General features: G+C 39.7%; 13 protein-coding genes. All 13 read left to right on the top strand.

What is annotated here, in order from left to right:
• Positions 1 to 20: 20 nt before the first annotated feature.
• The 13 genes from RV13_RS01815 (at position 21) to RV13_RS21490 (ending at position 12,211) form a co-directional block, all read left to right on the top strand.
• A complete protein-coding gene (locus RV13_RS01815) occupies positions 21 to 677 on the top strand; it encodes a DUF4355 domain-containing protein (protein WP_010743590.1) in 657 nt (218 codons plus the stop codon).
• Positions 678 to 694: 17 nt separating this feature from the next.
• The gene (locus RV13_RS01810) at positions 695 to 1,729 is read left to right on the top strand and encodes a major capsid protein (RefSeq protein ID WP_010743589.1); all 1,035 of its coding nucleotides are present in this window, start codon (positions 695 to 697) and stop codon (positions 1,727 to 1,729) included.
• 15 nt (positions 1,730 to 1,744) lie between these two features.
• A complete protein-coding gene (locus RV13_RS01805; protein WP_010743588.1) occupies positions 1,745 to 2,092 on the top strand; it encodes a phage head-tail connector protein in 348 nt (115 codons plus the stop codon).
• Positions 2,073 to 2,426 (top strand): hypothetical protein, encoded by a 354-nt coding sequence (locus tag RV13_RS01800; protein WP_010743587.1) that lies wholly within the window; start codon positions 2,073 to 2,075, stop codon positions 2,424 to 2,426. The genes RV13_RS01805 and RV13_RS01800 overlap by 20 nt, the downstream gene beginning before the upstream one ends.
• Positions 2,416 to 2,955 (top strand): hypothetical protein, encoded by a 540-nt coding sequence (locus tag RV13_RS01795; protein WP_010743586.1) that lies wholly within the window; start codon positions 2,416 to 2,418, stop codon positions 2,953 to 2,955. The genes RV13_RS01800 and RV13_RS01795 overlap by 11 nt, the downstream gene beginning before the upstream one ends.
• Entirely contained in the window at positions 2,952 to 3,317 is a 366-nt protein-coding gene (locus RV13_RS01790) for a hypothetical protein (protein ID WP_010743585.1), read from the top strand. The genes RV13_RS01795 and RV13_RS01790 overlap by 4 nt, the downstream gene beginning before the upstream one ends.
• Before the next feature lie 15 nt (positions 3,318 to 3,332).
• Entirely contained in the window at positions 3,333 to 3,770 is a 438-nt protein-coding gene (locus tag RV13_RS01785; protein WP_010743584.1) for a phage tail tube protein, read from the top strand.
• Positions 3,771 to 3,841: 71 nt separating this feature from the next.
• The gene (locus RV13_RS01780) at positions 3,842 to 4,216 is read left to right on the top strand and encodes a DUF6096 family protein (RefSeq protein WP_010743583.1); all 375 of its coding nucleotides are present in this window, start codon (positions 3,842 to 3,844) and stop codon (positions 4,214 to 4,216) included.
• A 32-nt stretch (positions 4,217 to 4,248) separates the two neighbouring features.
• Positions 4,249 to 4,596 (top strand): hypothetical protein, encoded by a 348-nt coding sequence (locus RV13_RS01775; RefSeq protein ID WP_010743582.1) that lies wholly within the window; start codon positions 4,249 to 4,251, stop codon positions 4,594 to 4,596.
• 3 nt (positions 4,597 to 4,599) lie between these two features.
• Positions 4,600 to 9,240 carry a phage tail family protein gene (locus RV13_RS01770; RefSeq protein ID WP_010743581.1) on the top strand — a complete coding sequence of 1,547 codons (4,641 nt, stop codon included), beginning with the start codon at positions 4,600 to 4,602 and terminating at the stop codon, positions 9,238 to 9,240.
• Between the two features lie 12 nt (positions 9,241 to 9,252).
• A complete protein-coding gene (locus RV13_RS01765) occupies positions 9,253 to 9,612 on the top strand; it encodes a DUF6711 family protein (protein WP_010743580.1) in 360 nt (119 codons plus the stop codon).
• Between the two features lie 8 nt (positions 9,613 to 9,620).
• Positions 9,621 to 12,089 (top strand): hypothetical protein, encoded by a 2,469-nt coding sequence (locus RV13_RS01760; protein ID WP_010743579.1) that lies wholly within the window; start codon positions 9,621 to 9,623, stop codon positions 12,087 to 12,089.
• Positions 12,086 to 12,211 carry a hypothetical protein gene (locus RV13_RS21490; RefSeq protein WP_010743578.1) on the top strand — a complete coding sequence of 42 codons (126 nt, stop codon included), beginning with the start codon at positions 12,086 to 12,088 and terminating at the stop codon, positions 12,209 to 12,211. The genes RV13_RS01760 and RV13_RS21490 overlap by 4 nt, the downstream gene beginning before the upstream one ends.
• Positions 12,212 to 12,229 lie beyond the last annotated feature (18 nt).

The raw sequence follows: 12,229 nt of genomic DNA, 5'->3' as shown, positions 1-12,229 counted from the left end.
TTGGGATAGGAGAGATTGAATTGAAAAATTTACTAATGAAATTAGACCTGCAACTTTTTGCTGAAGAACAACCCTCAGATCAGAATTCCGAACAAATCAGGAATCCATATGAAGCTGGAAATCCTGAGTTTGATGCTGCAGTTTCTAAAGCAGTCAATACGGCTTTGGAAAATAATGACAAAAAATGGCAATCGAAACTTGATGAGAAATTGGAAAAGGTTCGGCAAGATGCGAAAACAGAAGCTGAAAAAATGGCGCAAATGAATGCTGAACAAAAAGCGGATTATGATCGCCAACAGCGTGAAGCGGCATTAGATCAGCGAGAATTGGAACTAAATATGCGTGAATTACGAGCGCAGTCAATTACGCAGTTAACAGAGGATAATTTACCTGTTGAATTAGTTGATCTTTTAGATTTGTCAGATGCAGATAAATGTCAAACTGCATATAACAAATTGAAAACAACGTGGGAAAAAGCTGTGGGAACTTGGGAAAAATCCTTACAAAAGAAAGTGAAAGAAGAACTAAAAAATAGTGTTGATAATCCTTTGGGGGATGCAACAAATCCAGAAGTTAACCCTTGGAAAAAGGAAACACTCAACCTTACAAAACAAGGTCAGATTTTGAAAGAAGATCCAGAGCGGGCAAAAGTGCTAATGGCTCAAGCCAATAAATAAGAAAGAAGGATAAAATCGTGGATAAATTAAAAATGAATTTACAGTTTTTCGCTAAAAAAACAAAAATTGAAGATGTTATTGTTCCAGAAGTTTTTAATAAGTATGTAATCGAGCGTACAGCTGAATTATCAGCTTTATACCAATCGGGTATTGTAAGCCATAATCCGGAGCTAGATGCTCTAGCTAGTGCCGGTGGTAAACTAATCAACATGCCTTTTTGGGCTGATTTAACTGGTGAAGACGAAGTCTTATCTGATACGAATCCATTAGAAACGGATAAAATCACCGCGAATCAAGATCAGGCGGTTCTATTGATGCGTGGTAAAGCTTGGAAAGCGAACGATTTAGCAAAAGCACTTTCTGGTGATGATCCTATGCGAGCAATTGGTGATTTAGTTGCCGCTTATTGGGCGCGTCGTCAACAAGTAACTTTGCTTTCTATATTGAAAGGTGTGTTCGGAGGAACATCAACTAAAATGGCTGGAAATAGTCTAGATATTTCCGCTGAAACTGGAAATGATGCAGCATTTACAGGGGAAACATTTATCAATGCTTCTTACAAACTGGGAGATGCAGAAGAAAAATTAACAGCATTAGCTGTTCATTCTTCAGTATACGCTAATTTACGAAAACAAAACTTAATTGAATTCTTGTTAGCTTCTGACAATACTAAAATTCCAACTTATATGGGGAAACGTGTCATTGTTGATGATGGTATGCCGTTAGATGGAGATGTGTTCACTTCTTATATTTTCGGAGAAGGAGCAATCGGTTTAGGAAACGGCGCGGCTCCTGTGCCAACGGAAACTGATCGTGATGCTTTAGCAGGAGATGATATTTTGATTAATCGCCAACACTTCTTGTTACATCCAAGAGGGGTGAAATTTACTAATAAATCTGTCGCAGGTTCTTCTCCTACGAATGCCGAATTGGCAACGGCAAGTAATTGGGAACGTGTATATGAGCCAAAAAATATTCGTATTGTTCAATTCAAACATAAGCTTTATGTTCCTAATGTCACGGCTTCTGGTAGAACTGGAACAGGTAAGTAAAGAAGGTAAAGGAAAATGAATGATGAGTTACTGGAAAAACACACGGATGTGTTGATGGAACGTCTCGACGATGTTGAGGAAAAGGAAAGACCTAAAATTAAAGGCATGTTAGAGGACGCGATTACTCTCATTCTTGATTATACCGCTCGAACAACCGAACAGATGAACGATAGCCTTTATTACTATGCGCGACAATTAGTTGTGATTGCTTGGAATCAGGAAGGAAATGAGGGAGATGCTGCTCGTTCTGAAGGCGGCGTCTCCCATACCTTTATTACAGATATTCCGCCTAAATTAAAATCGGGCTTAAATAATCACAGGCTGGGAAAGGTCGTGAGTTTTCATGCGCCTAAGGAAACGTGACCTTTCAACCGTTTATTTAAAAGAGCGGTTAACTGGGCAAGATGATGAAGGAAACTTTCAAGAAGGTTTTTCAGATGAATCAACAGAGATTCAAATGAATATTCAATCCGCAGGAGGACAAGTAATGGCTTCTGTCTATGGTCAAAGTCTTCCATACATCAAATCTTGCAAGTATCAAGGTGACAAAATCAAAGAAGGAAAGAATGAGAAAGATGGTATTTGTCTTTATGTGAGCAAAGATAAAGAACCAGACTATGAAATTGTTGCCATTCAAACATTTTCTGCTCATTGTAATGTGACCTTGAAGAAACTAGGTGATGAAGATGGGCGTTGAGTTCAGAGGTGCTGACCGACTGATGTCAAAAATACGAGCGATTCCTAAAGTGATGGAAGACGCTGTTTTTGAAGCGACATTCGATATTGTAGATGAAACTGTGGCAAGAGCAACAAGTCACCTGCAATCGTCAATAAAGTACGGATCAGGCGAATTAAGCGGCTCTCCAAAACAAGAAGTCGTGATAGATGGCAGAGGAAAAATAGTCGGTCGTGTTTGGTCGGATAAGATACAAGCGTTGTTTCGTGAATTTGGTACAGGTCCAGTCGGAGCAGAGTCACCAAAAGATTTGCCACCAGGAGTGAATCCTGTTTATTCTACTGAACGATGGTTTATTCCTGTACACAAAACACCTGTTGACCTTGAGATGGTATACGGTATTCCAAGAGTGACTATCAAGGGACAAGATTTCTTTATGACTCGTGGGCAGCCGGCAAGACCTTGGCTATATCCGTCAATGAAAGAAGTGGTTGAAATGGCCGAAGACATTTATAAAGATCGTGTGAAGGAAGGACTGAGGAAACTATGACAGAGCGTTATAACATAAAGTCTGATATTGTTACTCAGTTGAAAAAAGTCGCTGAGCTGAAGCTCGTATCTGCGGAGTATCCTAACACATGGTCGAATATGCCCGCTGCAATTTATTCGACAAAGGCAAAGCCGCACAAGAAAGATATATCCGACAAAGAAGCACTAACTGAATGGACAGTAAAAATCGATTTATACGGAAACAAATCTCTATCTACAATACAGAGTGAAATAATTAAAGTATTGAAAGAGATTGGATTTAAGAATACAGCCAGTGATGATGGCAATCAAGATGCATTGAAGCGTTCGATTCTAACATTCCGAGGAGTGGTAGATAATCGAACGCTTTTTGTATACCAATAACAAGGAGGAAATACCATGAAGAAAACAAAAATTTTACCGATGAACTTACAATTATTTGCCGGTTTACTAACTAAGGGCACGGCGTTATCAATGAAATCAGGCTCCGAGTCTGGCTTTACTGAAATTGAAGGATTACAAGCTGTTCCTGAAATCGGTGGAGATCCAGAACAAGTTGATGTTACGACGCTAAAAGACGCAAATAAAAAATATATTTCGGGTATTCAAGATATGGATTCATTAGAGTTCACTTTCTTATATGACAAAGCTGTATTTACAAAGTTAAAGGCAGTGCAAACGTCAGGAAAAGAAGCAAAATTTGAATTGTCTTATCCTGACGGTGCGAAATGCACATTTACTGGCGGCGTGACTGTGAAAATGGGTTCTGGTGAAGTAAACGGAGCCTATCAATTTACGCTGTCTGTAACTGTTTCAGATGGACCGGATTGGGCATAAACGTTTAACGAAAACTATATGGGCTAGAGATAACCCTCTGGCCCTATTTAAATCTTAGGAGGAAAAACAATATGAAACCAATGAAAGTAGAATTTGGCAAGAAAACATTATCTTTAGTGTTAGACGGAAAAGCGACAGTGGATATTGAAAAACGATTAGGTAAATCACTGTTCGGTATTATGATGAGTGGTAATGGCGGGTTTAAAATGCCGCGTTTAGGTGAGATGCTAACGATTCTTCATGCAACGAATCAAACAGCCAATATCAAAATGGCAGATATGCCTGAGATGTACGATGAGTATGTAAATAATGGCGGCTCAATGATGAAATTATTGGAAGTTATCCAAAAATTGATGGAAGAAGCAGGTTTTTTCGGCTCAGAGGAAGAGACGGACAGAACCGATTTAATCGGCGAAGAGAAGAACGAGGAGGAGAGCCTAGTATAAGGTTCTCCTCTTTTTCTGAATTACTAGAAGAGATGTATCCCAAAGCAGTAGAAGCAGGAATTCCAGCAGAAAAATACTGGTCAATGACCTATGAAGAAATAGTTATTCAAGCAGAAGCAAATGTTGCGATTAGAAAGCAACAGTTGGAAGAAAAAGCCATGATGGATTACAAAGCTGCACAATTAAATGCTTATGGTTTTAATGATCCGAAGAAAATGCCTAAACCAGATCAACACTATCCATTCTTGAAAACGGAAGATAAGCAGGAACAATCAAATCGGCCGCAAGATTGGGAAATTATGAAGGCTCGGATGATTGAACGAACGGAATTGATTAAAGCTACACGAGAGCGGAAAAATAAACAGGAAAAGGAGGGATAGATCATGGAGCTGGATAGACTTGAAGTCGTTTTTGATGGTGACTTGAACCCCATTGAGGAAAAGGTCGCACGATTTGAACAAAAGATGGATTCTATGATGAGCCGAGTCAAGAGTTCATCTGGTCAAGGGATGGACGCTGTAGAAAAAAACTTATCTGATTCAAAAGGGTTCGATAAATTTACCAAACAATTCGAGAAAATGAATTCAAATTTTGATTCTATGCTGAAGAGAATGAATCAATCGGCGGCAAAAAATGGCGAAGAAGTTGGGAAGTCACTTTCTGCTGGAGTATCCAAAGGCGCTGTTAAAATGACAAAAGATGTTCAAACCGCAGTTGATAAAGTGAACACGCAAATGCAGCAAGCCAAAGCAGCGCAACAACGAATAGCTAACTTACAGGCTAATAAAAACGGGGCGCGGTTGTCTGGGGATTCTAAAAGTGAATCAAGAATAGGCGAACAAATTTCAAAAGCACAAATTCAGATGAACAAGTCACAACAACAAGCACAAGCGATTGTGCGCGGGTTAAAATCCGAATATGATACTATCCCTAATTCTCTGTCTAACATTTCAGCTAAGATGGAAGGCAATGAGCGGCAGATTGAAGCTATGAGAGCTAAAGTTAAGGCTCTGAAAAATGAAATGAAGATGCAGCAAACAGAAACAGGAAGTTTCGCATCTGGAAAGTGGAAATCTACAGGGATACAAGATACACCACAATCAACCAAAACCGCTGAAGCTATTTCTAAACAATCAGCAAAAATGGAGAAATTGATTGCAGACAATGATGCTTTGCAACGTTCATATGCTCAGTTGGAAGATCGTTCTGATGTTCTAAAGACAGCGTTGTCTAGTGTAAATACGGAACTTGGCGAGCAACCTGTAAAAGCTCGTATGGCAGCAAATGGAATGAGGAATCTGTCGGGTTCCACGAAACAATCAGAAGGACTCTTTTCACGTTTCAAAAATATGATGAGTAATTCTATTGGTAGATTTGGAAGTTTATTTGACAGACAATCGAAACAAGTCACTAGCGGAACATCTAGAATGGCTCAAGGCATGGGTGGTTTTGGACGCTCCATGAAGATGCTATGGTCGCAGTTATTCTTGTTCACGTTCTTATACCAAGGAATCATGACTCTAGCTGGCGGGCTTTTTAAAGCGTTACAGACTAACGCACAGTTTTCAGCTAGTTTAAATCAAATTAAGGTCAATTTACTAACTGCATTTTATCCAATTTACCAAGCAGCTTTGCCAGCGATAAATGCTTTGATGTCGGCCTTAGCTAAAGTTACTGGCTATATTGCTGGATTTATATCCACACTTTTCGGAATGAACATCGGTGATGCATTCAACGGTGCTCAGGGACTAATGAACAATGTCCAAGCTTTAGATGATACTGGAAGTGCTGCATCTGATGCATCAGATGGATACGATGAGATGGCTCAATCCATTAAGGATTCAAATAAGCAACTTAAAGATCAGCATGATAGAACAGAAGCAGCTCGAAAAAAAGCAAAAGAATATAAACGTCTTTTAGCTGGGTTTGATGAATTAAACATTTTGGATTTCAGTGATGACTCTGACGACGAATCAAATGAGTTCATTCCTCAGGAAATTCCAACAAGACCGAAGAATCCGAATGGATCTGGTTCTGATCCATGGGCTGACTTTGGATCAGCAGCAGTTCCAGAAACTCCGAAATGGTTAACGGATTTTGCCAAGAAATTTAAAGACATCATGTCAAAACTCTTTGATCCAATAAAGAAAGCTTGGGACGCTCAAGGAAAACGTGTTATGGATGCGTTCAAGTATTCATTATCTGAAATTGGAAAATTGATTAAGGCAATTGGTAAATCATTCTTGGAGGTATGGACTAATGGAACCGGACAAAAGTTTGTAGAAAATCTTTTAGTATTATTGGGCGATGTTCTTTATATCATTGGTGATATTGCAAGGGCTTTTAGAATTGCTTGGGAAGAAAACGGCCGAGGCACTAAATTGATTCAGCAAATATTTAATGCTTTAAATCAGTGGTTAGAAGTCTTGCATGATATCGCGGAGTCATTCCGAGAAGTTTGGAATAATGGCACTGGGGTAGAGCTTGCAAGACAATTGATAGAATTCTATACTAAGCTATTTCATTTAATAGAAACTATAGGTAAAGCATTTCAAAATGCTTGGAACGACAACGGTCGAGGGACGGCGATCATTCAAGCTATCTTTAACGCGTTATCAGAAGTTCTTAAGCTAATCAATTCAATCATGACAGCATTTGACAAGGCTTTTGCTTCGGGAATTGGCGAAAGTATTCTAGCTAATATCATGGAGATCATTACGAATATTTTCAATACTGTTGGAAATCTGGCAAAAAGCTTTCGAGAGGCATGGGATGAAAATAACCGAGGTCAAACAATCTTCGAAGGGATTATGAAGATAATTGACACAGTCCTTGGGACAATCAAACGAATGACAGGAGCGACTGCAGAGTGGGCTAAGACTCTTGACTTCCGTCCACTCCTTAATTCTATTAATGGGTTACTTAAATCAATACAATCATTGACAAAAAACATTGGAGATGGCTTGGAATGGTTTTATAAGAACGTCTTACTTCCTTTAGCTAAATACACAATTCAAGATTTAATTCCAGCATTCCTTAAAGCATTAAGTGGTGCTCTAGATGGACTAAATGGAATTATTAATGGATGTAAACCAGCATTTGATTTCTTTTGGAACTCCATTCTAAAACCTATTGCTGAATGGACCGGTGGATTAATCGTTGATGTATTGAAAAAACTAGGTGACGCTCTTTCGGGTATTGGGAATTGGATATCTGAACATCAAGAAGGATTTTCTACATTTGTAACTGTTTTCGGAACTTTTGCAGGGGTTCTTTTAGCTATTAGTAAATTAGCTGGTTTGGCAGAAGTTCTTGTAGGAGTTTTTAACTTTATTACTTCAATAAAAAGTCTAGCCGGAGCATTGTCTTTAGTTAAATTTGGACTTGAAGCGTTCATGACTGCTCTTGGAGGACCTTGGGCCATTGCGATAGGTGCAGCCATTGCCGTTGGTGTTTTGTTATGGCAAAATTGGGATACCATCAAAGAGAAAGCTAGCCAGTTGAAAGACTGGATCGGTGAAAAATGGGAAGGTATCAAAAATGCTACTTCAACTGCTTGGGATAATGTAAAAAATTGGACCTCGGAAAAATGGAATGCTGCGAAAGACGCTGTGACCAGTAAAGCAAGTGAAATCTATAATGCTGCAAAAGATAAATTTACGAATGTCGCTAACACAGTTAAAGAAAAAGCTGGGAATGCGAAGGATTGGGCATCAGAAAAATGGAATGACTTAAAAAGTGCAACGTCTAGCAAATTTGAAGAAGTTCGGAATGCAGCAAGTTCAAAAATGTCGAGTGCAGCCGAAGCCGTCCGTTCAGGAGCCGAGTCTGCAAAAAGTAAAGCAGTCTCAGCGTTTGGTAGCTTGAAAGAGGGCGTTTCTTCTAAACTGAATGACGTGAAGAGCGTAGCCTCGGATGTTTTTAGCAATATAGGAAACTGGGCCAAAGATTTACCAGGAAAGATTGCGAACGGTCTATCAAATGGTGTTCAGGCGATTGGCAATGCCATTGGAAACATTGCGAATACGATTGCTAGACCAATTGGTGATGCGGTCAATTCCGCTATTGGCGCGATCAACTGGGTTCTAGGTGCCGTGAACGCGGGATGGTCATTGAACAAATGGTCAATCCCTACATACAAAACAGGTACGGATTACCATCCTGGAGGACCGGCGCTAGTCAATGATGCACCAGGATCTAGCTACCAAGAAATGTTCAAATTACCGGGTGGCCGCATGGGTATGTTCCCAAGACAACGGAATATGTTGGTTGATCTTCCAAGAGGTGCGCAAGTCTTGCCAGGAAGTCTGGTTCCTCACTACGCTGGGGGAATATTCGGAAGCTTTAAAGATTTCTTTACAAATGGATTTGATAAAGCGAAAGGGGTCGCAGAGGATGTATGGAATGTTATATCTAACCCTTCTGCGTTGGTCTCTGAAGCAATCAGCAAATTTGTTGATATCTCAGGTATTCAAGATCCGATGTTGTCAGTTGCTTCAGGCTTTCTGAAATATGCAAAAGACGCCGTGACAAATATGATTGTCGAAATGATCAATAATTTCACAGGTTTCGCAGATGGTGGATTGGTGGATCGTTTTGGTTGGTATCAATTGGCTGAGGGGAATAATCCGGAGATGATCGTCCCATTGAGTAATTCGGAACTAGCTTTCCAACGAATCAATGAAGCGTTAGATTTTATGGGCTATGATAGTCTCCCAGATTTGACCATGCCTGATGTGTTTAGTGATTCTTCTGAAGGCTACTCCGGTAGCGGTAAAAAGGGAACATCGACAATGGCTATTTCTGGAAATGGAATGGAAGGATTGTCCACTAATTTACTGGCAAGTCTTGGGGAATCCATCGCAACTGCGATTGTACAAGCACTGTCTAGTCTAAAACTAAAAGGCGGAGACCAACCGATAGAAGTTATTCTTGAAGTAGATTCCACGAGATTAGGTCAAGTGACTGTAAAAGGAATCAATCAGTACCATGAACAGATAGGAGCCCTAGAGCTTAACTTGTAAGGAGGATAAAACATGGATTTTTTAATAGCAGGATCAAAAGTGGCAACACCAAAAGAACTCACAGTGAGTATCCAAACCTTAGATAGCGGCTCTAGTGGACGGAATGCGAACGGAGACATGGTAAGGGATATCTTAGGTAGAAAAACAAAGTTGGATGCAAAATGGGGGCCTCTGAATACATCAGAGGTCTCTTTAATTTTACGTTTAATTGATGCGGCATTTTTCACCGTTAGATACCTCGATCCACAAGAAGGCGGGCTAATCACTAAATCGTTTTATTGTGGCGATCGCTCAACTCCCGTTTATTCGTGGAACGCTAAATTTTCAAAGATGATGTGGCAAGGGTTATCTGTGCCATTCATTGAAATGTAGGTGATGACATGTTGAGCGTGACAGAAGAATTTCATAAAGCCTTCAAAGAATCGGAACGTGAAGTTTTCGCAAAAGTAACAATCAATGGAACAACCTATCTGAAAGATAAAATCAAAACGATCAATTATTCAGCAGGGGTATTTGGTGGGGAGAACTATCAAATAGGCTCCACTCAATCGGCGACAGTAAAAATTATCTTTACTGAAATCATTGAAGGATTAAAAGAATTAGATGAAGTGAAAATTGAATTAGGAATAAAAATTCGTGGTTCTGGTCTACCTTCGGATATCAATAATGTTTCGAGAATCGGTCGAGCAAAAATAGGAAAGGCAAGAATAGTGAGCTATATTCCGGATCGGTATGAGTTTGTCCCATTGGGGACATTTTATATCAGCGATCGTGTGGATCCGAACCGAAACGAGAACACCACGACCATTGAAGCCAGAGATGGCTTTATTTTTATGGAGTCTGATTATCAATCGAAGCTGTCTTATCCAATCGAACTTCCATATGTCGCCTTAGAAATCGCAAACTTGAGCGGCTCTGAAATTGATCCCGTTTCATTTAACCATTTAAATGAATATGTCATCAATGAGCCAGTAGGATATACCTATCGACAAGCGATTGGATTGATTGGCCAATTTCAATCTGGTTTCGTGTTCTTCGATCGGTATGGACGATTAGCGATTCGAAATTTAGAAGACCCGCGCTTCCGCATTGATCCGAATGAATATTTCTTAAAAGGACTTACCAAAAGCGAACTCATGTACCAACCTAAAGGGATTTCGTGTAAAGTAGTTACGCCTAAAGGAGAGTCAAGTAACGAAACGAACGTATTACAAGCAGGATCGACTGCAGGCGCTCAAATCAGTATAGAGAATAATGTAATGACACAGCCGCTGCTGAATTTGATTTTCCAACAAGTGAAGGGAATAAATTATTATCCCATAAACTTAAAATGGCGCGGAAATCCAGCTTTAGAGGTTGGCGATTGGGTCACGATGATCGATCGTAAAGGGAAACAGTTCAAGTCTCCTGTGTTAAACTATACGATTGTTTTCGACGGTGGGCTAAACTCAACGATTAGCGCAGATACAAAAGCCTATTCATCAAATGTTTCGACCTTCAAAGGACCACTTCAACAAAAATTGGACGAACTTGATCATCGAGTGGATGCCGCAGGGAAGAATAATGTCTACGATGGCACCGAAGAACCGAAACATCCGAAAGAAGGCGATATTTGGTTCAAGAAGAATGGTCCTGATGATGAAATTTGGGTATACAAACAGATTTCTCCTGGAGTTTTTGAGTGGGTGATGACTACTTCAACGACAATGGATCAGGATATTAAGGATCAGATTGAAAATTCTACACCTAAAGATGACATCATCAAAACGATCAATTTAAGCTCCGAAATGGATGGCAAAGAATGGTTGAAAATCGAGGGAGCAAAAATCTGGCTGACAAAAGAAACTAAGATTGACAGAGCTATAATCACATCCGCAATGATTGGATCAGTCGACGCAGGTACAATAAACGCAGGAACCTTAGATGCAAGTAAAATCACGGTAACGAATTTGAATGCAAAAGCAATCTCTACTGGAATCGCTACTGGAAAGAATTTAAGTATCAATTTCGATACCGGACAAGTCAATTTTCAATCGGGGAATATTACCAACGCTTTAGGAAAAATTAATATTAATCTGGATAAAAGTCTGATGTATTTTAAAAAAAATACAACGAATTCAAGTGTGATCGGGGATAACGGATTTGTTGTATACAACGGAACGCCGACATCGTCAAATATTGATATTTATGACAATAAGATTATTGTAGCCGTTGGGAAGTTCAGCGGAACTCCTGGACTTATTGGCAACCGTGGGCTAGAAGTAGCTAGTTACAAGTATAAAAAACTTTCAAATGGTTCAGTCGAGTATCAAAGGGTTGCTGGATTCGAGGTGCTGTCAAATGGGGATGCTTATCTTTTTTCTGAAGAGAACAAAACCCTTCAAATCGGTTATGCCAACACTAAGACGTTACTTATGTCATACACCAATGATATAAGAGGAAATCTTACTGTCGGAAATCTAAACGCGACAGGGGCAAAAAACGCTATTCATGTGACTAGAGACGGCGTGAGAGCGACACCCGCTTACGAAACGACAGAGAGCTATTTGGGAGATATCGGTAGAAACGTGACAAATGAAGAATGCGAGGTATGGGTGCCGATTGATGCGATCTTTAGTGATACGGTCAATTTGGATATACCTTACGAAGTGTTTTTACAAGTTTACGATGATGCAAGAGTCTGGGTATCTGATTTTCGATCAGATGCTTTTTTAGTTTGTTCAGATAGACCGATGATTCGGTTTGCTTGGGAAATCAAAGCCAAACGTACAGGATATGAAAAAGATCGTTTGGTTCTGCAAGAATTTACCAACCAAGAAATAGAAGAAAGATGGAGGGAAGACCTGTGAATGTAGATGCTGAAAAAGTGATTGAACAATTGTTGCAACGTATTGCAAATTTAGAGCTAGAAAACGCAAAATTGACCGTTGCATTAAATTCAACTACCGCAGAAGAAAACGATAAAGTCTAGTGGTAATAAGTCAAGATA

Origin of the sequence: Enterococcus raffinosus, from assembly GCF_001886185.1 — a bacterium.
GTDB classification, from domain to species: Bacteria; Bacillota; Bacilli; order Lactobacillales; family Enterococcaceae; genus Enterococcus_A; species Enterococcus_A raffinosus.
The sequence above is the reverse complement of the archived record's forward strand: the minus strand, read 5'-3'. Positions and strand labels throughout refer to the sequence as shown.

Bases quoted from the DNA above. Each gene is read 5' to 3' on its own strand.
- RV13_RS01795 (WP_010743586.1), top strand. From the start codon at position 2,416: ATGGGCGTTGAGTTCAGAGGTGCTGACCGACTGATGTCAAAAATACGA.
- RV13_RS01790 (WP_010743585.1), top strand. From the start codon at position 2,952: ATGACAGAGCGTTATAACATAAAGTCTGATATTGTTACTCAGTTGAAA.
- RV13_RS01805 (WP_010743588.1), top strand. From the start codon at position 1,745: ATGAATGATGAGTTACTGGAAAAACACACGGATGTGTTGATGGAACGT.
- RV13_RS01785 (WP_010743584.1), top strand. From the start codon at position 3,333: ATGAAGAAAACAAAAATTTTACCGATGAACTTACAATTATTTGCCGGT.
- RV13_RS01780 (WP_010743583.1), top strand. From the start codon at position 3,842: ATGAAACCAATGAAAGTAGAATTTGGCAAGAAAACATTATCTTTAGTG.
- RV13_RS01765 (WP_010743580.1), top strand. From the start codon at position 9,253: ATGGATTTTTTAATAGCAGGATCAAAAGTGGCAACACCAAAAGAACTC.
- RV13_RS01760 (WP_010743579.1), top strand. From the start codon at position 9,621: ATGTTGAGCGTGACAGAAGAATTTCATAAAGCCTTCAAAGAATCGGAA.
- RV13_RS01800 (WP_010743587.1), top strand. From the start codon at position 2,073: ATGCGCCTAAGGAAACGTGACCTTTCAACCGTTTATTTAAAAGAGCGG.
- RV13_RS01770 (WP_010743581.1), top strand. From the start codon at position 4,600: ATGGAGCTGGATAGACTTGAAGTCGTTTTTGATGGTGACTTGAACCCC.
- RV13_RS01775 (WP_010743582.1), top strand. From the start codon at position 4,249: ATGTATCCCAAAGCAGTAGAAGCAGGAATTCCAGCAGAAAAATACTGG.